We start from the raw sequence: 23489 nt of genomic DNA on the forward strand, positions 1-23489 counted from the left end.
CTTTTATTGCATGCGTTAAAGGAGCTGTTAGAAGGTGAATTTGTACTATCTGAACAGCAGGTAACGAAGCTGTTGGATCAATTAATTGAGACATTACCGACTTCATTTAAAGAAATTTTAGCTGGAAGTGAGTCCAATCCGTCACACATCACTGTTTGATTTAGTTGATTAACCTTAAGCCGATAGGCTTTCCAAGGTTTGATCAGGGTGCGAAACTTGAGTTAAATATTATAGTGTCTATCTTTTTCAGCGAGCTGGACTGTAGTATCCGGAGACTCTTCCTGCGCCTGCTGAACCAGATCGCTCCAATTTCCAGTTTGTGGCAGATGAGTAAGTATCAGGTTCGATACGCCAGCTTTTGATGCGATCTGTCCGCATTCTTTTGCTGTCATATGGACCGTGTGATTCTCCATACCTTTATAGAAGTTACTATCTGCTAAAAGATAATCGGCCGATTCACAGAATGGTATAAAGTCTTCAATAAATCCTGAATCCGCAGTAAACACGAGTACTTTACCGGTGGATCTTTCCGTAATTCTGAAAGCGTAACACGGAACAGGGTGAAGAGTCTTCAGGTGTTCGATATCAAACGGCCCAATCGTCAACTTAGGTTCTTCATTATAAGGTATCCCCTCACTAACGTTTTCTAAAGTCATTTGTTGAAAATGAGCAACGTCTTCATTATGACAGTATATTGGAAGCATGTGGGCCCTGTTGCCGTGCTCATCTCTTTTCAGCAGTCTGGTAAACTGCAGAACACCTAAATCTGCGATATGATCATGATGATAGTGAGAAAGTAATACTGCATCAAGATCTAGCGGATCAACATATTTCTCCATTGTCAGTAGACTGTAACTTCCAGCATCCATAAGCAAGTGAAAACTGTCAGACTCCAGCAGGTAAGAGCTCGTACCAATATTATTAGTAGGGTATCCGCCATAGTATCCTAGGACAGTCAGTTTCATTTTTTACAGACTCCTCCTTGTATGATTGTCTTTAGTTATAGGATACGGGAATTTTGAAAAAAAACAACCGAAGCTGCACATAAGTGTCCAGGATCGGTTGTTTTTAAGTCTCAGTTCTCAATTAAAATCATTTAGAAAACTATATTGTATTTTTTAAGTAGTTGATGACTTCCATAGCTGTATTATTTCCCTGTCGAATACAGTTGTTCACACCAAATCCGTCCATCCCGTTCCCGATGAGATACAGACCGGGATATTTCTCTTCAAGAAATTCATTGAGATTTTTTGTCCGCTCTTCATGATTGACACTGAACTGCGGTATTGCATTGGGCCATCGCTTGATAATACGATAATTTGGGTCAACTTCAATTGACAGCATCTTGTTAAGATCCTTTAAAATGGCCTCTTCAATTTGCTTGTTACTGAGTGACATCATAATACTGTCCGAGCTCCGACCAAAATAGACCCCTAATAACTCTTCATCTTTCTGTGCATGATGCGCCCATTTTTTATTCAGCCACACGATGCTTTGTATATAAGAGTTATTACGTCTGACCGACAGTACGCCGTTTCCTTCAGGAGGATTCTTCAAAGCCCCTTTTGGAAAACTGAACAGAACAAACCCTATTGACCCCATCTTAGTGTCCTTGAAATAATCACTTAATTCGATGTCTGAAAAAATCTGATTATAAGCTCCAGAATCAGTAGCTACCACGACACTGTCCACTCTTAGCTGCTCTTTCTTATTGATATCGACTATATAGGTATGACTGATGCTTTTTTTAATATCAGTCACTTTCTTTGAATACCTGATGTTCTGTTGAAGGCGTTCAGATAATTCACGTGTCAATGTCTCAAGCCCATCCATAAATGTCAGATAATTGCCATCCCCATCAATGAGTTCCGGGTGAGCTTCAAGTGCTTTTGTGATCGTCCCATGTTCCTTTTCAAGAGCAAACAAGGGTTCATTCAGCCCTTTTATCCCTATTTCGTCTATTTCACTTGAATAGACTTTAGAAATATAAGGCTCAGCTGCATATTCTGCTACTTCATCTCCTACTCTTTGAGCAAAGTAGTCCCTAGTTGACACTTCTTCAGATTCTTCAGTTCTGGAAAAATATGTATCTTTCAGGAAAGACAGTTTCCCCTGAAAAGAAATCAGATCGAATTTCCATATGTCTGTTCTTTTTACTGGAATCCCCTTATAGGTATCACTGTCGAGCTGATACAACTTGTTGAATGCATAGATATCAGGTTTTCCATTCTGACTGTATTCCACTTGGTCTTCGAGCTCTAATTCTTTAATCAGTCCGATTGCATCAGGCAGGCGCGTGTCGATAGACTCTGCTCCCAGATCGATGAACTGTTCTCCGAATTTCATGGTATATAGTTTACCACCGGAACGGATAGAAGACTCCAGGACAATGACTTCATAAGGAAGATCCTGTTCTTTTATTGTTTGCTGCAAGCGATAGGCAACTGTCAGACCGGTAATTCCACTGCCGACAACTGCAATTCTTTTCTTAGCCTTCTCCATTCTGGACACACCCCTTACCTGATCGTATTTATCGAAAATATAACTGACATAACTACATATAACTATTTGAACAGCTTATGTATAGTAATTTTCTTCCATAAACTTCTCCTGATAGGAATATCTTTTATATTATACCATGAAGTTCTGATAAAAGAACGTAAATATTGTTTCAATTATTTATACAAAAGAAAACCTTATAACAACCAGTTATAAACTGATCATTATAAGGTAAATGAATTAACCGTTTAAAGCATCTTTTGCTTTGTCTGTCAGAGCTGAAAATGCATCAGCATCGTTGACAGCCAAGTCAGCCAACATTTTACGGTTCATGTCGATTTCAGCTAATTTAAGTCCGTGCATAAATTTAGAGTAGCTCAATCCGTTCATACGTGCTGCAGCGTTGATACGTGCAATCCATAGTTTACGGAAATTACGCTTGTTCTGTTTACGGTCTCTGTAAGCATACATGTATGATTTCATTACTTGCTGTTTTGCAACTTTGAACAAGCGATGTTTAGCACCATAATATCCTTTAGCTAATTTTAATACGCGATTACGGCGTCTGCGAGTGACGACTCCACCTTTTACTCGTGCCATTGTTTTTCCTCCTTCAATACAATCCTAGAATCTATTATTTCATTTTAGCAAGCTGTTGCTTGATGCGTTTGTAGTCACTATTAGAAACCAGTGCTGATTTACGCAGTTTACGTTTCTGTTTCTGAGTTTTGTTCGCAAACATGTGGCTTGTTTTTGCGTGACTTCTTTTCAGTTTACCAGTACCAGTTCTTTTGAATCGTTTTGCTGAACCTTTATGCGTTTTTTGCTTAGGCATTTTTGATTTCCTCCAATACTCTTCTATAATAATGATCAGAAAATAACTATATCACAGTTATTTCTTTATTTTTCACTTTTCGGTGCGAGCATCAAGAACATGCTGCGGCCATCCATCTTAGCCTTTGATTCGACTTGTGAAATATCAGATGCTTTTTCAGCCATGCGTTCCAGTACTTCACGTCCAATGTCCTTGTGAGTGATTGCTCGTCCTCTGAATCGGATAGAGACTTTGACTTTATCGCCTTTTTCCAGAAACTTACGAGCGTTACGCAATTTCGTATCAAAATCGTGGTCATCGATCGTTGGACTCAAGCGAATCTCTTTGATGTTGACAACTTTCTGATTCTTTCTTGCTTCACGTTCTTTTTTCTGCTGTTCATAGCGATACTTGCCGTAGTCCATTACCCGAGCCACTGGTGGTTTAGCATTAGGCGAGACTAATACAAGGTCCATGTTGGCTTCCTCTGCTAATCTTAGTGCCTCTTTGCGTTGGACTACACCTATCTGTTCACCGTCTTTTCCGATCAAACGTACTTCATTTGCACGAATACGGTCGTTGACAATCATGTCTTTAGCTATGGTGGTCACCTCCAAAGTATTTGCGAGAAAAGCACAGAAAAAGGCGGGGTATCTATCTGCATAGAAATTCCCGCCTGTTCTCCGCATCAGGCACACACAAGCGCATGCCTTATATATACGTGTCCATATCTGCCCATGAACAGATGTCCATAAGGCGAGAAGCGGGGGCTTCTGCTTTGTTTTCTCAACTTTTATATAATATCACAACAAGCATCCTATGTCAAATGGGTCATGACATTTATTTAGTATTCTCTTCTACCATCTGCTGAATGAAATCATTTATAGCAAGAGTGTTAGTCTGTTTTTCACCGTATTTACGGACAGCTACTGAGTCATCAGCCATCTCATTGTCCCCGATAACCAGCTGATAAGGAATCTTGAGTGTCTGAGCTTCTCGGATCTTGTAACCCATTTTCTCATTACGATTATCGACTTCTATTCTTAAGCCTTTAGCTGCCAGCCTGTTTTTCAGCTGTTCTGCGAACTCCCCATGGATATCAAGATTGACAGGAATGATTTTAGCCTGTATCGGTGCCAGCCATGTCGGGAATGCGCCTTTGTATCGTTCAATCAGATATGCGACAAAACGTTCCATCGTTGATACGACCCCGCGGTGGATTACAACTGGCCGATGAGAATCTTGTCCATCTTCCCCGACGTACGTGAGGTCGAACCGTTCTGGCAGAAGGAAATCAAGCTGAACAGTAGAGAGCGTTTCTTCGATGCCCATTGCTGTCTTGACCTGAACATCCAGTTTAGGCCCATAAAATGCTGCTTCCCCTGTTGCCTCGAAGTATTCCAGGCCGAGATCATCAAGTGTCTCCTTCAGCATAGACTCAGCCTTCATCCACATGGCATCATCGTCAAAGTATTTTTCAGTATTTTCAGGATCTCTATAACTCAGTCTGAAGCGGTAATCCTTAATGTCAAAGTCTTCATAGACAGCCAGCATAAGTTTGACGACTCGGCTGAATTCTTCCTTGATTTGATCCGGACGGACAAACACGTGTGCATCGTTCAGGGTCATTTCACGAACACGCTGCAAGCCTGACAAAGCCCCGCTCTTCTCATAACGGTGCATCTGTCCCAGTTCAGCGATGCGGATCGGCAGGTCACGGTAACTTCTGACATCATCTTTAAAGACCATCATATGATGCGGACAGTTCATTGGGCGAAGAACAAGCATTTCCCCGTCTCCCATATCCATTGGTGGAAACATGTCTTCATGGTAATGATCCCAGTGGCCTGAACGCTTATAAAAGTCAACGTTCGCCATGATTGGTGTATAGACATGCTGATAACCTAGGCTGATTTCCTTGTCAGTGATGTATCGTTCAATTACACGTCTGATCGTAGCTCCTTTAGGAAGCCAGAATGGAAGACCTGAACCGACCTCTGGTGACAGCATGAAAAGCTCCAGCTCTTTACCTAATTTACGGTGATCCCGCTGCTTTGCTTCTTCCCGCATCTTAAGGTACTCTTTCAGTGATTTTTTATCAAAGAAAGCTGTTCCGTATACACGCTGCATCATTTTATTGTCAGAGTTCCCTCTCCAGTAAGCCCCTGCAAGGGATAATAGTTTAAAGACTTGTATCCGACCTGTAGAAGGCACATGTACACCACGACACAGGTCGACAAATTCTCCCTGCTCATAGACTGTCAGTTCTTCATCTTCTGGAAGATCATTGATCAGTTCCTGTTTGTATGGGTCATCCTTAAACAAATCAAGCGCTTCTGCTCTAGAGATTTCTTTTCGAATAATAGGCAGATTTTCTTTCACAATTGCCATCATTTCGTTTTCAATTCTTTCCAGATCTTCCTCAGTAATAGGCTGCTCAGTATCTGTATCATAGTAGAACCCATTTTCTATAGCGGGCCCTACTCCGAATGACACATCCGGATATAGACGTTTGATCGCCTGAGCCATTAGATGGGCAGCAGAGTGTCTCAAAATTGACAGAGCATCTTCATGATCAGGCGTAACGATTTCAAGTGCTCCGTCTTCATTCAGTTCACGACTGAAATCGACCAGTTCTCCATTCCATTTAGCTGCCAGGCCTTTTTTCTCAAGAGACTTGGCAATCCCACCAGCAATCTCTTTAGGCGTTGTGCCTTTAGAAACTTTCTTCGAAGAGCCATCCGGCAAAATAACATTGATCATTTCCGACATTCCAATTCCTCCTATTTTCATTAAAAAAGTCCCATTGAATAAGCTGTCTTATCCAATGGGACGTTTAATATACGTGGTTCCACCCAAGTTTATAGAACAGCCATGAGCCATTCTAATCTCTTCGCTCTTTAACGCAGAGTGTACGGCAGATCCTACTTTGTTCGGACCTGCACTCGAAAGGGGTCATCTGTTCATTAATGGAAGATTTTCAGCCGGGATCTTCCTCTCTTTTAATTACTGTTGAACGATGGTGTCTTTCTCAAAGTGGTATTATTCTTAATATAGATAGTACTTTATCACTTCTTGCAGGTCAAATCAACTTTTATTTTGACGTCGATTATCTCCTGACATTTCCACTTCCTCAGACAGAAAACGAATACGCTCCATAATCCGCTTGGCTTTCAGAGGCTCTCTTTCACCTCGTTGTGTCACACTCAGGTGTTCTTTTTCAAGCTGATCCATACTGAAGTTTGATGTAAAGAATGTCGGCAGCTCTTCCTGCATCCTGAATTGAAGAATGACACCAAGTACATCGTCTCTTATCCAGGATGACATGGAATCTGCTCCAATATCATCGATCATCAGTATCTTCGCTCGTTTAAGCTTTTCCATCTTATCTTCTGTCGTATTATTCCCGATTGCGTTTTTCATTTCAACCGCAAAGGTAGGAAAATGAACCAGCGTAGTTGAATGGCCATGCTGCGACAATTCATGAGCCACGGCCCCCAGAAGGAAAGTCTTCCCCACACCGAACGGTCCTTGAAGGTAGAGACCTTTATGGTATGACCTGGGCGATTCAAGATAGTCATCTATAAATGTAATTGCCTTCTCGAAAGCATCTTGCCGTTTTCTTGTCGCTTCAAAATCTTCAAGCCTGGCATTTTTGAGATCTTTCGGCATATAAAGGGATTTTATCCTGTTTTTGATCTTTACTTCCTTCTGACGTGAAAGAAGTTCTCGAGTAGGAACGTAAGTCACATCGATCCGATGATTATTCAGGATGAGCTTGGGTTCATATCCCGGAGCCAGGCTATTACTCCTGTTCTGCACTTTTTTCTTTTCGGATACAAATTCATATAGTTCAGAAGCACTTCTTTCAATAGCTTCTTTTGATAATGCTTCTTTATGCTCAGAAAGAAATTCTCTTACGTCCGGATCACTCATAACATCTTTTTTCATGATCTGACTGAACATGTCGCTGACTTTTCCTGAATCCATCAGTTTAGCCAGCTGATCTTTTATACTATCCATTATGATTCACCACTTTTCCTGTTGCGGATTCGTTTAAGTCTTTCTTTGTAAGCTTCCTCTTCTTCTGAACTGAGCCGTTCATCTTTTACAGACCCTTCCAAGGCCCAGTCAGGAAGGGTCTCCTGGCGGGCATGGGATCCATTTTTTTGAGTCTTAGAATAGTTTCCCTTAGGTGCTGCTTTCTGATTTTTCTGACCGAATGATGCATAAAGCTGTTTTACTTTCTCCATAGCGTCTTCAGGTGTCTTCACCTGGCTTTGTGCCCAGTCATTCGCTATTTTAGTTGCAAGTCCTTTTTCTATGCTAGGGGAATTCTTGATGATAAGCAGATAGTTCAGAAGGATGTTGATCACTGCTGTAGTTAATGGAGCATTCTCAACAAGTTCTTTCAGTAGCCATGTTTCATTTGACGAGACAAATCCGCCTTTCTGACGTTTAATCGATTTCAGATAAGCATACGGACTTACTTGCTCAGAGTGCAGAATAATTTCTATTTCTTCTTTCGAAAAACCTTTTTGTTCGAGCTGTCTTACTCTATGCTCGCTTTCTTGAGTCAAGACATCGGCTGTCTTCCTTGAACTGCCGGATTTTTTTAAATACTCTTTTTGTATCAGGGAAGTCAGCTTCTGATCATCTACCTGACCTGTATTCAAATCCGCTACTTCAAGTACAAATTTCTGCATCTCCAGCTCATTGATGTTATATAAGGCATGAAAGGTATAAATCAGTCGTTTGAGATCAGTTGTGATTGATGAACGGCTGATATAATTCTTGTTCAGACCTTCAATGAAAAACGACCAGTCGAATCGTTCGGTTGCCATAATCTGATCACTGATCGCAGTCGACCGTTCCTCCGCATCTTCATTTTCAGAAGCTTCACTCATTTTCTTCATATCGACATGGATGACATCAAGAAATGACTTAGTGACTTCTTTATATTCATTCAACCTTCCATCATGAACCTTGAATCTTTTTTGCAGGTCGTCTGTCAGTCGCTCACCTACTTTTTCAGTGAGCATCATCTTCATCATCGGATCTTTGAAGAACTGTTCAGGCAGCATAGGACAACTTAAACCGATAGCCAAACGTGTCGAATCAGAATCATGTACATAGACTCTGATGAGGCCGTATGCTTCAAGTCTGATTCTTGCCTCGTAAAACTCTTTCACACCACAGTCGAGCTGTACAAGTAAATCAGAGAGCATCACATCTTTTTCAATGGTTTGATCGAGTGTTTCTTTAAGTGTCATAAAAAGGCTGACGGCGTCTTTTCCAAGGAGCGGCTGATATAAGTTATGAAGTGCCTTTATATGCAGATCAGATAACATCATCAACCTGATCAGATGTACGCTGTCTTTAGGGCTCATAGTTTTCCAGGGGTAAGTCATTGTTGATTGATCCTTTCAGCCTTGCTTAATGTTCTTTTCTCTTTTTCTCAAGTTCCTGCATTTCTTGCATAAAGACACCAATATCCTTGAATTGTCTATATACACTGGCAAATCGGATATAAGCGACATCATCCAGTTCTGCTAGTTCTTCCATCACGTATTCTCCAATTTTAGTTGAGGGAACTTCATTGGCTCCATTGTCTCTGATTTTATATTCTACTTTATTTACGATTTTTTCTTGGGCTGCTGCAGCTACAGGTCTCTTTTCACAGGCTCTACGGATGCCTCTCAGCAGTTTCTCACGACTGAATTCTTCTCGATTCCCATTTTTCTTCACCACAAGGACGGGGCTCTGTTCGATCCGCTCAAATGTTGTAAAGCGGAAGAGACAGTTCTCACATTCTCTCCTGCGTCTGATCGCTTTCCCATCATCTGCCGGTCGACTATCCACTACTCTGCTTCCGTTGTGCTGACATTTAGGACAATGCATATTTTTCAGTCCTTTACTATTAAATATTTACTGACAGTATACCACATTTCCGGGACTTAACTAATACCCATTATTGTCAAGCCAAGTTCTCAGCTGATTTTCCGTTTCATCAATACCGCCCCTATTATCGATGATGATGTCTGCTTTCTCAGCCTTGCTGTCTATTGAGGCCTGCGCGGCGATTCGTATCTGTGCCTCATTCTCACTTAAATTATCTCTTTTCATCAGCCGTTTCAGCTGAGTCTCCGGGTCAACATAAATCACCATAACGGCATCCACTTCATTTTCAAATCCGATCTCATAAAGCAGAGGGATATCCAGAACAACCAGGGGGTGTCCAGCTTTGATCAGCTTATCTTTTTCTTCCTTTATCCAGTTCAGGACATGACTATGAACGGTCTCATTCAATTTACTTAATTTAGCAGGATCGTTGAACACAATAGCGCCAAGTCTAGTCCGGTCTATCCTTCCATCTTCTGTTAATATCTCCTGCCCGAATGTCTTCACAACGGCATGATAGGCTGCCTGCCCAGGTTCCATTACCTGTCTGGCTCCCTTATCTGCATCCACTACAGGAATACCTTGAGATTCAAAGAAGCGGCCGACCGTGGACTTTCCGGTGGCAATCCCCCCTGTCAAGCCTAAAATAAATGTCATCGTTCTCCTCCTCTTTCTATGACTGACAGACCGGGCAGAAGTGCGTCCCTCTCTGAGCCACTTTAGTTTTAATAAATGGTGAATGACAGATCGGACAGTCTGATCCAACCTTTCCATAAATCCTCAGACTATTCTGATAACTACCTTCTCTACCGTAGGCATTGGCGTATGTTCGGATTGTTGTTCCTCCGGCTTCGACGGCTTCTTTCATTATCCTCACAATAGAGGATCTCAGTACGCTGATTTCTTCATCAGTCAGCGAAGAAGCTGAACGATTGGGACGAATACCTGCATCATACAAAATCTCGTCTGCGTAAATATTCCCAACCCCAGCCACCAGCTTCTGATCAAGTAGATAGGCTTTAACCGCCCTTTTTTTCCCTTTGAGATACTCCGCCATCCAATCGATACTCAGCTCCTCTTCAACCGGTTCCGGTCCAAGGCTGGTCAGCGAAGGGTGGGTCAGGAGTTCCTTTTTGCTGACTAGACTCATCTTACCGAACTTCCTGACGTCCAGATAACGGAGCTCCTGTCCATCATTAAGACTAAAAATAACGTGGGTATGCTTAGTCAGTGGAGTCCCTTCTACTTCTAGTCTGAATTTTCCTTCCATTCTCAAATGGCTGATCAGAACATAATCAGTCAGGATAAAAAGAAGAAACTTTCCCCTTCTTCTAATCGTTTCAATTGTCTGGCCTTCCAGATTTTTCTGGAACAGCTCGATTTTTGGTTCTTTAATTATATTGTCCCAGCGTACAGTGACTTTGCCGATCGTTCTCTCACTGACCAGATCGACTAAACCGTTTCTGACACTTTCAACTTCCGGCAATTCAGGCATAGTATTCTCTCATTTCCTTTGGTAATTTTTACAATAAAAGAAGCGAGACTTCTCCCGCTCTTTTATGTGTTATTTAGCTTGATACCAGTTATCACCTGCACTGCTCTCAACTTTCAGAGGAACAGACAGCTCAACTGTTTTTTCCATCACTTCTTTTACAAGGGCTTCAAGCTTGTCCATCTCGTGTTCAGGCACCTCAAATATCAGTTCATCGTGAACCTGAAGAAGCATCGTCGCTTCCAGATTTTCTTCTTTCATCCGTTTAGCCATTTCTATCATAGCCATTTTAAGAATGTCTGCCGCACTTCCCTGAATCGGAGTATTCATGGCGGTACGTTCCGCAAAAGATCTCAGGTTGAAATTGCGTGAGTTGATGTCCGGCAGATACCTGCGTCGATGGAACAATGTTTCGACAAAGCCGTTTTCCTTGGCCTCTCTGATCACAGTATCAATGAACTCCTTCACACCAGGGAAACGGTCAAAGTACGTATCAATGTAATCTTTAGCTTCCTTCCGTGTGATGTTCAGGTTCTGGGACAAGCCGTAGTCACTAATTCCATAAACGATACCGAAATTGACTGCTTTCGCTTCACGTCTCATATCAGAAGTAACTTTCTCGGGATCATCGATATCAAATACACGCATAGCCGTCGTCGTATGAATGTCTTCGTCGTCCAGGAAGGCTTTGATCAGGTGATCGTCTTCTGATATATGCGCAAGAATACGAAGCTCGATCTGCGAGTAGTCCGATGCAAATATTTTCCAGTCTTTTTCTCTAGGAACAAAGGCCTGACGAATCTTCCGGCCTTCCTCAAGACGGACAGGGATGTTCTGCAGATTAGGATCGACAGAGCTCAGTCGTCCTGTACGTGCAACGGTCTGCAGGTAGCGTGTATGGATCTTGCTCGTCTGCGGATCGATGACTTTAAGCAGTCCCTCGATATAGGTCGACTGTATTTTGGCAATCTGTCGGTACTGCAGAATATGTTCAACGATCGGTGCTTCATCCTTCAGCTTTTCGAGTACATCCTGTGCTGTAGAATACCCGGTCTTAGTCTTCTTGATGACTGGGTAACCCATTTTCTCAAAGAGGATCACACCTAACTGTTTGGGAGAATTGATGTTGAACGTTTCTCCGGCTTCTTCATAGATTCTTTCTTCGATTGATTCAAGTGTCGTACCAAATTCTTCTTTCATTCGTTCAAGTCGTTCTGCGTCGACAGTGATGCCTTGTATCTCCATATCAGCAAGCACTATGGCCAGAGGCAGTTCCATTTCTTTAAGCAGATCTTCCTGTTCGTTTTCTTTGAGTTCTTTTTCCATCGAATCCGACAGATGATAGATGCCTAAGACCTTACGCGCCACATGATCATGCATAAGAGAACTGTCTTCAGGTATTTTTATTTTTTTCCCTTTTCCATAAACAACTTCATCAGGCGTGATGTGGTCGTAATTATGTTTTCTGGCTACATCGACGATATCGCCACTGCTGCTGTCTTCAGCTGTCAGCAGATAGGACGCAAGCATGATATCAAATGTAATTCCTCTAAGGGTCATGCCTTTATTGTTCAAAGCGACATAGGAGCGTTTAGCATCATACAGCACTTTACCGCTGTCTTCATCTTCGATCCACGCCTTGAAGGCAGCAGATGCAAAAGCAGTCTGAGGATCGGTTACATAAATGGTCTCATCATTTCCCCAGGCAATCGAGACGATTTCAGCATGATGATAGTTCTCATTCAGCATTTCGATATACAGAGCCATATCTGAAGAGAAGTGAGAAGATGACAGTTCATTTAAGAAAGTATATTCGACCTCCACAGCATCTTCGGCCAGCTGCTCCATATATTCTGTCGTATCGAGTTTCTGCAAATGAGAGTTGAAATCCATTTCTTTATAGAAAGAGATAAGATCCTCCATACTCAATCCGTTGTATGTCAGATTTTCCAGTTTTACTTCAATTGGCGCATTAGTATCGATGGTTGCCAGTTTTTTACTCAGAAATGCCGTTTCCTTCTCATTGATCAGGTATTCTTTTCGTTTGGACTTTTTCATCTCTTCAATATTCTCATAAAGGTTCTCAACCGACCCATATTCGTGCAGTAACTTGAGAGCAGTTTTATCACCAATCTTGGTCACTCCCGGAATATTGTCTGAGGCATCTCCTGCCAGTCCTTTCATGTCGATAATCTGAATCGGATCGATTCCCATCTCTTCCTGAATCGACTTTTTGGTGTGCTCTTTTAAGTCGCTGACTCCTTTTTTAGTGATGTCCACCCGAATGCTATCCGAAGCAAGCTGAGTAAGGTCCCTGTCTCCGGTCAGAATGACGACCTCAAAACCGTTTTCTTCAGCTTCTTTAGCCAGCGTTCCTATGATGTCATCTGCTTCATAGTTTTCAAGCTGATAGCTCTGCAAACCGAACCCTTTAAGAAGATCTTTCATAAAAGGAATCTGTTCAGAAAATTCAGACGGCATTTTTGACCGGCCGCCTTTATAATCGTCGAAATATTCGTGTCTGAATGTAGTCTTTCCTGCATCAAATGCCACGAGTGCATGTGTAGGCTGTTCCTTGTTAACGATCACCTCAAGCATGTTATGAAAGCCGTAAAGCGCATTGGTGTGCAGTCCGTTTCTATTCTTCATTCGTTCCAGCTGGCTATGCAGACCATAAAAGGCTCTGAATGCCACACTGTGCCCGTCTATGAGCAGTAATTTCTTTTTATCAGCCAATCTCTTCAACTCCCAGTTATTCATCCTAAACATATAGTATCAAAATTCACGCAATAGAAAAAGAGAACGTCCTTAAACTCCCTATACAATAAGTATTATACCACTACTATATGCAAAGGGAGCTTTAAGTTCATTCTCTATTTAAGCGTATTAATTTTTTGCTTCCGACTGGCTTAAAATGACTTCGAAAGCATGCTCGAATTTGTCAACATCACCAGCGCCCATGAAAACGACGACTTGGTTTTTATGTTTAAGCAAGGCTGACATATCTTCTTCTGAAATGATGTCTTTGCCTTTTTCAGTTTTATCCAGAAGATCCCTGATCGTTACAGTTCCTTCCTGTTCTCTTGCTGATGTAAAGATATCACAGAGATAGACAGCATCAGCCAAATCAAGAGCTTCACCGAATTCATCTAGAAGTGCAACGGTCCTGCTGAATGTGTGCGGCTGAAAAACGGCAACGATGTCTCTGTCAGGGTATTTCTGATGAGCAGCGTCTAGAGTGGCTCTAATTTCTGCCGGATGATGCGCATAGTCATCGATGATGACTGTATCCATTACATTTTTTTCAGTAAAGCGTCTTTTTACACCTTTAAACGACTGAAGTCTTTCCTGGACTTTGTCCTGATCGAGTCCTTCATAGTGTGAGAACGCGATAACTCCCAGCGCATTCTGGATGTTATGCTTTCCATACGATGGAATGAAGAATTTGCCGTAGAAATCCCCTCTGACAAACACATCGAACGTAGAGCCTTCAGTCGTTCGCTCAAGAGTCTTGGCCTGAAAATCGTTATATTCATCAAAGCCATAATAGACGATAGGGACAGAAGCATGCAGTTCCTGAAGTCTCACATCATCACCGCAGGCAAAAATTGCTTTTTTGATCTGCTGTGAGAATGAAAGAAACGCATCCTGTACATCTTCTATGCTCGTATAATAGTCCGGATGATCAAAATCAATGTTAGTTATCAGTGCATAGTCTGATTTATATGCTAGAAAATGACGTCTGTATTCACAAGCCTCAAGCACAAAGTACTCTGCATCTTTTTCGCCTCGACCTGTTCCATCTCCAATAAGGTAGCTGGTCGGCTTGATTCCACTTAGCACATGAGAAAGAAGGCCGGTCGTACTAGTTTTCCCGTGTGAGCCAGTTATAGCTACACTGGTATACTGATCGCTCAGCTCTCCAAGGAAGTCGTGGTACCTTTTCACGGGCAGCCCCAATTCCAGCGCTTTACTTATCTCTTCGTGCGTATCCGGGAAGGCGTTTCCGGCTATGACGGTCATGCCTTCCTTAATATTAGCTTCGTCGAATAAATAGATAGGGATATGATTATCTTCTAAATTTTTTTGAGTAAAGAAGTATTTTTTAACATCTGACCCCTGAACTTTGAATCCTTTATCATGAAGGATCAAAGCCAGTGCACTCATACCTGATCCTTTAATTCCCACAAAGTGGTAGACTGTTTCCTGATTCATTCGTTAAAAATCCTCCATTAAATTCAGATCTGTAAAATTTACATCGTTATACACTATAATTGAAATGAATCAAAAAAGCCAGTACAATTATTTAATTTTTGCTGGAGTCATCTTTTCTGAACAGTCCAGGCACTTCGCTTCGTCTATTTATGCTGCCATTTCTGTCTTCATCCATGATCGAAGCCAGTGTCCGGTTAAGCCCATATGTCTTTTTAGTTTTTTCACGAACAGTCGACTTAGCTTTCTGGATTTTTATTTGATCAGGTAGTTCTGAAGTTGCCTCAGGTTCACTCGTCAACCCCCATTTCCCCTTCATAGTCTGAGTAGCATATTCTTCCAGAATTAAGAATTCTTCAGGTTTTTTCTGCATTTCCTGCTTAAGTATACTGTAATCGGTCGTCGGCTTTTTTGTCTTCTTAGGTGGTTTATTATAGCCGTATACTGGCGACGGGACTTTGCTTACTTCAAAAGGAGGATCGATGTATGTTCTGTTGTAAGATTCCTGAGGATGTTCCAGATACTCTTTGAACTCTCTCTTGATTTCTTCCTTTCGCTTAACTTCGCCAGGAAGTGTGTACGTGTCTTTAAAAGAAAGTGACTGTTCATCAGATTTACTCTCCGGCCTGTTTTTCTTCGATGATTCAAAGAACTCTCTATACTTTGAAGACACTATTTCTCCTCCTTCTCTAGTAATAACAGATCATTAAGCTGAAAAAGCTGTACCCACTTCTGCATCATCTGAAAGGACCATAATTCCTTTGCCTTCCTGAGGCAGTCCTAGTTCTCCAGCTGAACAGATCATCCCGTTACTTTCTATGCCTTTAAGTTCACCAGGCCAGATAACCATTCCATCAGGCATCACCGCACCGGTGCGGGCTACCACAACTTTCTGTCCTTTAGCAATATTCGCGGCACCACAGACAATCTGTAGAATTTCACCATTGTCAACTTCAGTTTGAGTCAGGTTCAGGTGATCAGAGCCTTCTACAGGTTCACATGATGTCACGTAGCCTACCACAAATTTCGGTGAAGTCTCAGATTCCAGTTTGACAGAAAATCCAGCTTCTTCGATCAGACTGTTCACTTTGTCCACCGCTTCTTCCTCAAGTTCAACTGGACCGTCAGTCAATCCGTGCAAATAGTCAGAGGCTTTGAAAAGGTTGATACCTGTTACCTTTCCATCATCTTTTGACTTGATCAAGACGATATCTCCATTTCGTTCCGGAACCTGATCTGTTGCTTCCATTTTCTGGAACTGGATCATCAGGACATCATTCAGTCCATTGTTGTTATAAGTTGTTATCTGCATTGTGTATAAACTCCTTAGTTTTCTTTAGATTAAAATGTTTTTAGAGTCTCCAGTACTGATCGGTCAAATGTTTTGACGATCTGGTAGACCATTTCTCTGGCTGCTTCATAGTCATCGATACGGAAAAGAGATTGATGGGTGTGGATATAGCGGGCGGGAACACCTATCACAGCGCTTGGTATGCCTTCATTCAATGTATGTGCCGCTACAGCATCCGTCCCTCCTTTGGATACGAAATACTGATAAGGGATATTGTTCGTCTCTGCTGTATCAATAAGATAATCCTTCATTTCTCTGGAGAGGATCATTCCCGGATCCTGAATCCTCAGAAGGAACCCGTCGCCCAGACGGCCGAAAGCTTCTTTATCTCCGTTCAGGTCATTTGCCGGTGAACAGTCGACAGCCAGGAACGCATCCGGCTTGAATTTTCTGACAGATCCTTTTGTTCCTCTTAGTCCTACTTCTTCCTGAACATTGGCTCCGGCAATCAGTGTACTCGGCAGCTGCTCTTCTTTTAATTGCTTCAGAAGTTCAAGAACAAGTGTGACACCATAGCGGTTGTCCCAGGCCTTTCCAGCAAAGGTTTTTTTGTTTGCCATCTGGATGGTCTCAACGACAGGTACGATAGGATCTCCTGGACGTACGCCGTATTCTTCCGCTTCTTCCTTGGACTCAAAGCCTCCATCAAACAAAATCGAGTCAATAGAAATCGACGTGTTCTTCTTGTCTTTCAGAAGATGGGGCGGGATCGAAGACGATACCAGCGGGTACTCCCCTTTTTTAGTCTGAATCGTGAACCGCTGAGATGAGACCACATAAGGATTCCATCCACCGATTGGCAGGACTTTAATCAGTCCTTTTGATGTAATGGATGAAACCATGAAACCTACTTCATCCATATGTGCAGCCAGCATCAATTTTGGTGCATCTGGTGTCTGTGATTCTTTTACCCCAAACAATCCACCCAGTCCGTCCGTTTCTATCCGGTCGACCAGTCCGTTCATTTCATCTCGCATAAAGTCACGGACATTGTGTTCAAATCCGCTGATTCCCTGAAGTTCAGTTGTTCGTTTAATCATCTGAAATGTTTCTTCATTCATATATAATCGTCAGTCAGGCTGACTCTATCCCCCAGTATAAGATTTCGGGCTACTTTCTCCCGCTGTACTCTCATTATTATACACAAAACCCGGTTCAAATTTAAGTTAAACCTAGTTTGTTTGTGTTACACTATTAATCTAAGGTATGTTAAAATTAGAGACGAAAGCGTTATTAATTCGAAATGGAGGAGTTCTGATGTATATGAAAAAGGAAGAAAAGAAAGAAACAAAGACATACTCTACGGAAGACTGGATGTACCTGGGTGGTTCAGTTGTGCTTTCCTTTATTCTGGGCATGCTGACCTTTGCATTCTTTAAAAAGAAGAAGTCACTAAAGGCTGACGATCTTTTAAAATCTATAAAAAAAGAATTTCTTAAAGAAGGACCGATCGACGGGTCTTGGATCGAATTATCCAAAGTGCCATGGAAAAAGTTTGCTTATGAAACTGATGTTTATTACGGTGGGATCTCACGCTATGAAGAAAGCAAGCTAGTTCAATATGAATTCATCGTCGATGCTTATACTGGCAGCCTGATCGACCTTTACAGAGTTTAAATGAAAATGAGTCTGGTTCAGCCTGTGCTGATCATGCTCATGATATAAGACGAATAAATAACCTCAGATGCTTGATCTGTCCCTGCTTTAAGCAGAAGATCTATCTGAGGCTTTTTTTATTTGAACATGACAACTGCTTTATAAATTCTGTTGCCTTTTTTAGAAAATTTTTCTTCATATTCTGTCATTACGTTGTCTTCTACATCGCTATTGTGCAGATCCAGATACACTTTTTCCAGCACCGCATCATATTTGGAGAAGCTGGTCAATGAATATTCGAATAGCTTCTGATTGTCCGTCTTGAAATGAAGTTCTCCTTCATCATTTAGAATTGTCTCGTAGACTGACAGGAATGACTTATAAGTGAGTCGGCGCTTCTCGTGTCTGTTTTTTGGCCATGGATCAGAGAATGTCAGATAGATGCGGTCGACTTCTCCGGGTTCAAAATAGTCTCTTAGATCCTTTGCGTTTACTTGCATCAGCTGCAGATTAGGCAGCTGTTCATCAATCTGTTTTTCCAGTGCAGAGACGATGACACTTGTCTGCAGTTCAATTCCGATAAAGTTGATATCTGGATAGCGTTTAGCCATTTCAATAATGAAACGCCCTTTTCCACATCCGATTTCAATATGCAAAGGCTGAGGTTTCCCAAACCGCTCTGTCCACTTCCCTTTTGATTCTTCCGGTTTTTCAACCACATATTGCTTATACTCCAGTAGCTTATCCTGGGCGTATGGTTTGTGACGTAATCTCATTTAAACACTCCTCGTTAGTTCAGTAAAAAAGGGAGCAGATCGTTAAACCTGTCCCTGCATTCATTAATTTTATGATAATAGCTGATTCAATTTGATCAAATACTGGTTCATCCTTAGATAATCTTGTTTCTGATGGCTTGCTTTAATGTCAAACAACAGGTTAGCTGTGCCGTACCAGTAAAATTTACTAGTAGTAGCGCCTGGAGTAAACGGAATCATAGCGGTAATCCAATCGTCCCAGTTCTGGTGATCGATATAACGTTCCAGCAGCTGACTCAAGTCGGCTACAGGATCAGCAAGCAGTGCTGAATCCCAGTCAACCAGATAGAGTTCTTCTTCAGAAGACATAAGGAAATTCTTATGCGAGATGTCACCATGGCACACCATTTTATTTTCAATCTGATCATCAGCTGGCATATGCTTTTCCAAGTACGATACAGCCTGTCTGATTGATGGATGGGCAATAAGATCGGGCGCCAGTCCATACACCGCATTGTAGTAAAAGTCAGATGGAGAGAGTACTTTCCCTCCCAGACGATGCAACATTCTCTTCAGACTTTGAGACTGATGAACTTTTCTGATCATCTGAATCACACTTGAAGAAGTCATTTCTTCTTTGAACAGAGTCCGGCCATTGCACCATTCCTGAGCTGTCAGCACGTCCCCGTTTCCTATCCGCTTGGTCCATACGAGTCTGGGAGAGATCCCTTCGAGGGACAATGCTGCCAGAAAAGGCGATGAATTCCGCTTGAGAAATAAACGTTCTTCGTTTTTCGTTCCCATATAAGCTTGACCTGTTTCTCCACCAATGGGATGCAGCTGCCACCCCGTTTCTCTCTCTAACTCCATAGTATTCAATCCTTTATATGTTCTTCTTATGTCGCTCAATAATAAAGACATTTACGCACCTTCTATTGTAGAAAGAATTATCGGTTCCGTCAAGCGCATGTATGTTCTTTTTTTATCTCTCAGACTCATATAACTATTTCGCCACATTGCTGTTCAATTTCTTTAAGGTATTCAGCCTGCAGAGCAGTCGTCAAGTCGCCAGGCTTATCAGTGAACAGTACTCGTTCATCGATACGTCTGACTGGCATGACCTCAATCGTCGTACTTGAACAGAATACTTCCTCTGCTTCGTACATTTCTTCCAGTAAAAAGGGTCTGTCGACTACTGGAATATCCAGCTTTTCTGCACATTTCTTCCACACAAGCTTTGTCACTCCAGGCAAAATGAGATTACCGTCAGGATGAGTAATCACTTCTCCGTTCTTTACGATCGCTATGTTTGAGGCAGAGCATTCTGTAACGGTCCCATCTCGATGAAGAATGGCTTCTTCGGCATTCTTTTTATGTGCTTCATGCTTGACCATGATATTTCCGAGTAATGATATCATCTTGATATCACATTTCAGCCACCGTATATCTTCTGTTACTATCGTATCGATCCCTTTCCCCTGCTTGACAGCATCTCTTTCGCCTGCTGTCATCGTTCCAGTCAGCATTGGAAGGACCCCTGCATCAGGGTACATATGGTTCCTGGGTGAAGAAATCCCTCGCGTCATCTGCAGGTAAAGATTTCCGGTATCGATATTTGTTTCTTCAAGCAGCCGGTTGACGAGTGCTTTTATCTCGTTTCGACTATAGGGCACAGCCATTTCAATTTTTCCAGCACTGGAATAGAACCTGTCAATATGCTCATCCAGGCAGAAAAAGCGGCCATTGTAAGCTCTGATTACTTCATAGATTCCGTCTCCGAACTGATACCCCCGATCTTCCGGATCGATTCTAACTTCACTTCTATCTACAATCTCACTATTCCAAATTACTTTCATGTCGTTCTCCCCTTATCCTAATGGCCTAATCTTCTAGGTACATATACTGAATTGAACCCAAAAACGAACAGTGTACTGATCAAAAAGACTACCCCTGTGGTCTCCCACCCCCCGTTGAGGGCCCCCAGAGAAAAAATGATACTCGTTACGATCAGTGCCATATTCAACAATTTTTGGATGGCTTTTATTTTATCAGTATTTGTATAAGGATACAATTTAAAATGAACAGATTCATCCAGAACTTGTTTTAAAGGGAGAAGCTGGAACCCGATCAGATAAATAAACAGAACACTCACAAGCGTTCTCAGCCATAAAACAGGAGTGAAGTATATGACAATCAGTCCGATGGTCAGCAGTCTGACATACAGCCCGCTGAAAGCTGTCTGTCTAATAAATACTCTACTGATATAATACATATGCGGATCTGTTTTAGAGCTGATGATACTAATTAAAGGGTCGAATCCTTTCATACGTTTAACTTTATTTTGTCCATAAGGCGTTTCAATGAAAAGATTGATCAACCTGTATATGCCTTGGACTCGTTTCTGTTCAATGTCGATCATTCTGTCCCAGTTCCACAGCTTTTCACGTGAATAACTGAAGACCAGGTAAATCAGCCCGAACAGTCCAGACAAGCTCAATAATAGACCAACCCATAGGGAAACGAAAAGACTCAGCCCTAGAGTTCCCAGTATCAGAATGTGTCTACCTGTATAGATAGTTCGTATCAGCGTTAAACTGTCCGACTGAAATGAGTGATACTGGACCAGCAGATCGATCAGCTTCAGACAGATTAATACAGCCAGCCAGCTTAAGCTGTATGCCTGACCAGATATGTTTAAAGCTTCCATTAAAGGCATCGTAAGAGTCGCAATCACAGCCATCCCCGCACTTAAAAACAGGCCACTTACAAGCAAGTGTCGCCTCATGATCGGAGCCATCTGCTTTTCAATAGGGAGGAGATATATGCCATCAGCTGGTTCGATCAGTGTCCTTATTCCACCTACTGGCAAGACAGAGTATACGATCACAACAAGCAATAGACGCGGGAGAAGATCCGATGGAGCAACGGTTTCGACGTAATCTGAATAAGTAAACCCTAATGCACCCGTCAGGATCATCAGAGCAATGACAAAGTGATCATTGAACACGTATTTAAGGTATTTGCCAAGCCGACTGTAATACTCATTAGTTCTCTTTTTAAACATGTCTCTGACCGTCATTTTAAAACCCTTCCCTGTCAGCCAGCCGTCCGTACATCTCATCAAGAGTAGCTTCCGGCATGTCGAAGTGTTTTCTTAAGTCAGCCATCGTTCCCATCGCATATATTTCACCATCATGCATGACGACAAATTTATCGCAGATTCGTTCTGCATTTGCCAGTACATGGGTGGACATTAATATTGAGGCCCCGTTACGCTTATGTTCTTCCATAAGCTGGATAAGGTCTCTGATAGCCAATGGATCAAGTCCAAGAAAAGGCTCATCAATAATAAACAGAGACGGCTCAATAACAAAGGCACAGACAATCATCACTTTCTGCTTCATGCCTTTTGAAAAGTCTGTTGGAAACCACTCAAGCCGCTCGGTCAGCCTGAACAGGTCAAGCAGATAATTCGCTGTCTTCCAAGCCTGTTCGCGATCAAGCCCATATGCCATGATCGTCATCTCAATGTGCTCCTTTAAAGTCAGTTCGTCATATAGCAGGGGCGACTCCGGGATGAATCCAATTTTTCTGCGATACGTTTCCGGATCTTCGTTGATCGTTCGGCCATCTATTTTAACTGTTCCTTCGAAAGCCTTCATCAGGCCGATAATATGTTTGATGGTGGTACTTTTTCCGGCACCATTTAACCCGATCAGTCCGATCAGTTCACCATCTGCAATGTCGAACGATACGGATTTTAAAACAGGTATTCTACTGTATCCCCCTGTCAGAGATTCAACTTTCAAGCTCATACTACCTATCCTTCCCTGTAAACTAGTGCTTATATTTTACCACACAAAGTGAAGGTTTAAAGATTCCAGTAGTGTCTTTTTATTATTTCCCGGCATAATATGATAAACTGTATCTATACTGTACTATGGAAAGAGGGAAAGTCATGAGCGAGTGCATATTCTGTAAGATTATTGATGGTGAGATCCCGTCCAGAAAAGTCTATGAAGATGATACAGTCATTGCCATTCTGGATGTATCTCAAGTGACTAAGGGACATACTCTAGTCATTTCCAAAAAGCATGTCAGAAATATTCTCGACTATACAGACGAGCTGGCTGCGGACGTATTTGCGAAAATACCAAAGATAGCACGTGCCGTCCGATCATTCGATCCGGAATGTGAAGGGTTAAATCTCCTGATGAACAATGAGGAGATCGCCTCTCAGAGCGTATTCCATGGCCATGTTCATCTGCTACCTAGATATAACTCTGATAAAGATGGTTTTGGACTGAAATGGGACACACATTCGGACGATTATTCTGATGACGAGCTGGATGAGGTTCGGAACAAAATCGTCAGCACACTAGCAAAGGAGGGGTAAGATCATGAAACATTTTCTATTAGGAAGCTTATCAGGAGTCGTTCTTGGAGGATTTTACGGGCTGGTCAGAACACCCAGACCAGGAAAGCAGAATCAGGAAATGCTGAAGGCCTATATCGATGATACAACTGACCATGTTCAGGATGTAACAGATAAAGTCAATGACTTGAAATCAGCTGTCAGCCGATTGACTTCTGAAGTAAATTTTGTACAGACTGAATTCATGAGCGACATGCAGACAGTGGCAGCCGAATTTCAGAAAGAAGCTGAACCTCGTATGAGACGGATTCAGGAAAAAGCCGAGAAAATTCAGACTGAAGTAGAAAAGACAGCAGATACTCTATCTTCACCAACCGAATAAAAAAACGTTGCCGTCTTGAGGTCGGCAACGTTTTTTGTGTGTTGTGAGTCAGCTTAATGTATTTATCTGACTAATGGTTCATATCTGACTTTATGGTACATTCGCATGTCGT

24 protein-coding genes are annotated in these 23489 nt (G+C 42.0%); 3 read left to right on the forward strand and 21 right to left on the reverse strand.

Translation table 11 applies throughout. The annotated features are described in order from the left end of the window. Positions 1-221 precede the first annotated feature (221 nt). The 16 genes from ACYQ4S_RS01315 to pepA form a co-directional block, all read right to left on the reverse strand. Positions 222-965: an MBL fold metallo-hydrolase gene (locus tag ACYQ4S_RS01315; RefSeq protein WP_459768866.1), complete on the reverse strand. Its 744-nt coding sequence runs from the start codon at positions 963-965 to the stop codon at positions 222-224. A gap of 139 nt (positions 966-1104) precedes the next feature. Next, positions 1105-2502 carry a protoporphyrinogen oxidase gene (gene hemG / locus ACYQ4S_RS01320; protein ID WP_346023801.1) on the reverse strand — a complete coding sequence of 466 codons (1398 nt, stop codon included), beginning with the start codon at positions 2500-2502 and terminating at the stop codon, positions 1105-1107. Positions 2503-2739: 237 nt separating this feature from the next. Next, positions 2740-3099, reverse strand: a complete 360-nt coding sequence (rplT, locus tag ACYQ4S_RS01325; protein WP_091264668.1) for a 50S ribosomal protein L20 — start codon at positions 3097-3099, stop codon at positions 2740-2742. A gap of 34 nt (positions 3100-3133) precedes the next feature. Then, positions 3134-3334: a 50S ribosomal protein L35 gene (gene rpmI, locus ACYQ4S_RS01330; protein WP_091264670.1), complete on the reverse strand. Its 201-nt coding sequence runs from the start codon at positions 3332-3334 to the stop codon at positions 3134-3136. A gap of 65 nt (positions 3335-3399) precedes the next feature. After that, the gene (infC, locus tag ACYQ4S_RS01335; RefSeq protein WP_143009167.1) at positions 3400-3903 is read right to left on the reverse strand and encodes a translation initiation factor IF-3; all 504 of its coding nucleotides are present in this window, start codon (positions 3901-3903) and stop codon (positions 3400-3402) included. Between the two features lie 250 nt (positions 3904-4153). Then, a complete protein-coding gene (thrS, locus tag ACYQ4S_RS01340) occupies positions 4154-6085 on the reverse strand; it encodes a threonine--tRNA ligase (RefSeq protein WP_346023800.1) in 1932 nt (643 codons plus the stop codon). Between the two features lie 315 nt (positions 6086-6400). Next, entirely contained in the window at positions 6401-7336 is a 936-nt protein-coding gene (dnaI, locus tag ACYQ4S_RS01345) for a primosomal protein DnaI (RefSeq protein WP_346023799.1), read from the reverse strand. Further along, positions 7336-8724 carry a replication initiation and membrane attachment family protein gene (locus tag ACYQ4S_RS01350; protein WP_346023798.1) on the reverse strand — a complete coding sequence of 463 codons (1389 nt, stop codon included), beginning with the start codon at positions 8722-8724 and terminating at the stop codon, positions 7336-7338. The genes dnaI and ACYQ4S_RS01350 overlap by 1 nt, the downstream gene beginning before the upstream one ends. A gap of 25 nt (positions 8725-8749) precedes the next feature. After that, a complete protein-coding gene (nrdR, locus tag ACYQ4S_RS01355; protein ID WP_091482457.1) occupies positions 8750-9214 on the reverse strand; it encodes a transcriptional regulator NrdR in 465 nt (154 codons plus the stop codon). Between the two features lie 60 nt (positions 9215-9274). Next, positions 9275-9871 carry a dephospho-CoA kinase gene (gene coaE, locus ACYQ4S_RS01360; RefSeq protein WP_459768871.1) on the reverse strand — a complete coding sequence of 199 codons (597 nt, stop codon included), beginning with the start codon at positions 9869-9871 and terminating at the stop codon, positions 9275-9277. A gap of 16 nt (positions 9872-9887) precedes the next feature. After that, positions 9888-10709 carry a DNA-formamidopyrimidine glycosylase gene (mutM, locus tag ACYQ4S_RS01365; protein WP_346023795.1) on the reverse strand — a complete coding sequence of 274 codons (822 nt, stop codon included), beginning with the start codon at positions 10707-10709 and terminating at the stop codon, positions 9888-9890. Positions 10710-10778: 69 nt separating this feature from the next. Then, on the reverse strand, positions 10779-13442 hold the full coding sequence (gene polA, locus ACYQ4S_RS01370) for a DNA polymerase I (protein WP_459768873.1): 2664 nt from the start codon (positions 13440-13442) through the stop codon (positions 10779-10781). Between the two features lie 150 nt (positions 13443-13592). Next, positions 13593-14921 (reverse strand): UDP-N-acetylmuramate--L-alanine ligase, encoded by a 1329-nt coding sequence (murC, locus tag ACYQ4S_RS01375; RefSeq protein ID WP_459768875.1) that lies wholly within the window; start codon positions 14919-14921, stop codon positions 13593-13595. Positions 14922-15012: 91 nt separating this feature from the next. Continuing rightward, positions 15013-15591, reverse strand: a complete 579-nt coding sequence (locus ACYQ4S_RS01380; protein WP_459768877.1) for a hypothetical protein — start codon at positions 15589-15591, stop codon at positions 15013-15015. A 33-nt stretch (positions 15592-15624) separates the two neighbouring features. Further along, entirely contained in the window at positions 15625-16230 is a 606-nt protein-coding gene (gene ytpR, locus ACYQ4S_RS01385; protein WP_459768879.1) for a YtpR family tRNA-binding protein, read from the reverse strand. Positions 16231-16259: 29 nt separating this feature from the next. Then, positions 16260-17330 (reverse strand): glutamyl aminopeptidase, encoded by a 1071-nt coding sequence (gene pepA, locus ACYQ4S_RS01390; protein ID WP_459768881.1) that lies wholly within the window; start codon positions 17328-17330, stop codon positions 16260-16262. Positions 17331-17526: 196 nt separating this feature from the next. Here pepA and ACYQ4S_RS01395 point away from each other — a divergent pair, with 196 nt between their 5' ends. Further along, a complete protein-coding gene (locus ACYQ4S_RS01395) occupies positions 17527-17886 on the forward strand; it encodes a hypothetical protein (RefSeq protein WP_346023790.1) in 360 nt (119 codons plus the stop codon). Between the two features lie 116 nt (positions 17887-18002). On the opposite strand, the gene trmB is transcribed toward ACYQ4S_RS01395, so the two are convergent. The 5 genes from trmB to ACYQ4S_RS01420 all read right to left on the reverse strand — a co-directional run bounded on the left by trmB (position 18003) and on the right by ACYQ4S_RS01420 (position 22435). Next, complete coding sequence (trmB, locus tag ACYQ4S_RS01400) at positions 18003-18641, reverse strand: tRNA (guanosine(46)-N7)-methyltransferase TrmB (RefSeq protein ID WP_459768883.1); 639 nt, start codon at positions 18639-18641, stop codon at positions 18003-18005. Between the two features lie 69 nt (positions 18642-18710). Next, positions 18711-19541, reverse strand: coding sequence for a phosphotransferase family protein (locus ACYQ4S_RS01405; RefSeq protein ID WP_346023788.1), 831 nt, complete (start codon positions 19539-19541; stop codon positions 18711-18713). A 74-nt stretch (positions 19542-19615) separates the two neighbouring features. Beyond that, positions 19616-20476, reverse strand: coding sequence for a D-amino-acid transaminase (gene dat, locus ACYQ4S_RS01410; protein ID WP_459768886.1), 861 nt, complete (start codon positions 20474-20476; stop codon positions 19616-19618). Between the two features lie 17 nt (positions 20477-20493). Continuing rightward, positions 20494-21741, reverse strand: a complete 1248-nt coding sequence (locus tag ACYQ4S_RS01415) for an ABC transporter permease (RefSeq protein ID WP_459768888.1) — start codon at positions 21739-21741, stop codon at positions 20494-20496. After that, complete coding sequence (locus ACYQ4S_RS01420) at positions 21701-22435, reverse strand: ABC transporter ATP-binding protein (RefSeq protein WP_346023785.1); 735 nt, start codon at positions 22433-22435, stop codon at positions 21701-21703. Before ACYQ4S_RS01420 ends, ACYQ4S_RS01415 begins: the two co-directional genes overlap by 41 nt. Before the next feature lie 143 nt (positions 22436-22578). Between ACYQ4S_RS01420 and ACYQ4S_RS01425 the strand changes: the two genes are divergently transcribed. Both ACYQ4S_RS01425 and ACYQ4S_RS01430 read left to right on the forward strand, forming a co-directional pair. Then, the gene (locus ACYQ4S_RS01425) at positions 22579-23016 is read left to right on the forward strand and encodes an HIT family protein (RefSeq protein ID WP_346023784.1); all 438 of its coding nucleotides are present in this window, start codon (positions 22579-22581) and stop codon (positions 23014-23016) included. Between the two features lie 4 nt (positions 23017-23020). Continuing rightward, positions 23021-23377, forward strand: coding sequence for a YtxH domain-containing protein (locus tag ACYQ4S_RS01430; RefSeq protein ID WP_346023783.1), 357 nt, complete (start codon positions 23021-23023; stop codon positions 23375-23377). Positions 23378-23489: the final 112 nt, after the last annotated feature.

The sequence above is a fragment of the Alkalibacterium sp. s-m-28 genome (assembly GCF_054658175.1).

Coding starts and splice junctions, on each gene's coding strand:
- infC (WP_143009167.1), bottom strand. CDS start 3,903: ATGATTGTCAACGACCGTATTCGTGCAAATGAAGTACGTTTGATCGGA.
- hemG (WP_346023801.1), bottom strand. CDS start 2,502: ATGGAGAAGGCTAAGAAAAGAATTGCAGTTGTCGGCAGTGGAATTACC.
- rpmI (WP_091264670.1), bottom strand. CDS start 3,334: ATGCCTAAGCAAAAAACGCATAAAGGTTCAGCAAAACGATTCAAAAGA.
- rplT (WP_091264668.1), bottom strand. CDS start 3,099: ATGGCACGAGTAAAAGGTGGAGTCGTCACTCGCAGACGCCGTAATCGC.
- pepA (WP_459768881.1), bottom strand. CDS start 17,330: ATGAATGAAGAAACATTTCAGATGATTAAACGAACAACTGAACTTCAG.
- murC (WP_459768875.1), bottom strand. CDS start 14,921: ATGAATCAGGAAACAGTCTACCACTTTGTGGGAATTAAAGGATCAGGT.
- trmB (WP_459768883.1), bottom strand. CDS start 18,641: ATGAGATTACGTCACAAACCATACGCCCAGGATAAGCTACTGGAGTAT.
- ACYQ4S_RS01350 (WP_346023798.1), bottom strand. CDS start 8,724: ATGACTTACCCCTGGAAAACTATGAGCCCTAAAGACAGCGTACATCTG.
- ACYQ4S_RS01315 (WP_459768866.1), bottom strand. CDS start 965: ATGAAACTGACTGTCCTAGGATACTATGGCGGATACCCTACTAATAAT.
- nrdR (WP_091482457.1), bottom strand. CDS start 9,214: ATGCATTGTCCTAAATGTCAGCACAACGGAAGCAGAGTAGTGGATAGT.
- mutM (WP_346023795.1), bottom strand. CDS start 10,709: ATGCCTGAATTGCCGGAAGTTGAAAGTGTCAGAAACGGTTTAGTCGAT.
- ACYQ4S_RS01425 (WP_346023784.1), top strand. CDS start 22,579: ATGAGCGAGTGCATATTCTGTAAGATTATTGATGGTGAGATCCCGTCC.
- thrS (WP_346023800.1), bottom strand. CDS start 6,085: ATGTCGGAAATGATCAATGTTATTTTGCCGGATGGCTCTTCGAAGAAA.
- ytpR (WP_459768879.1), bottom strand. CDS start 16,230: ATGCAGATAACAACTTATAACAACAATGGACTGAATGATGTCCTGATG.
- ACYQ4S_RS01415 (WP_459768888.1), bottom strand. CDS start 21,741: ATGAGATGTACGGACGGCTGGCTGACAGGGAAGGGTTTTAAAATGACG.
- coaE (WP_459768871.1), bottom strand. CDS start 9,871: ATGACATTTATTTTAGGCTTGACAGGGGGGATTGCCACCGGAAAGTCC.
- ACYQ4S_RS01405 (WP_346023788.1), bottom strand. CDS start 19,541: ATGTCTTTATTATTGAGCGACATAAGAAGAACATATAAAGGATTGAAT.
- dnaI (WP_346023799.1), bottom strand. CDS start 7,336: ATGGATAGTATAAAAGATCAGCTGGCTAAACTGATGGATTCAGGAAAA.
- ACYQ4S_RS01420 (WP_346023785.1), bottom strand. CDS start 22,435: ATGAGCTTGAAAGTTGAATCTCTGACAGGGGGATACAGTAGAATACCT.
- dat (WP_459768886.1), bottom strand. CDS start 20,476: ATGAAAGTAATTTGGAATAGTGAGATTGTAGATAGAAGTGAAGTTAGA.
- ACYQ4S_RS01395 (WP_346023790.1), top strand. CDS start 17,527: ATGTATATGAAAAAGGAAGAAAAGAAAGAAACAAAGACATACTCTACG.
- ACYQ4S_RS01430 (WP_346023783.1), top strand. CDS start 23,021: ATGAAACATTTTCTATTAGGAAGCTTATCAGGAGTCGTTCTTGGAGGA.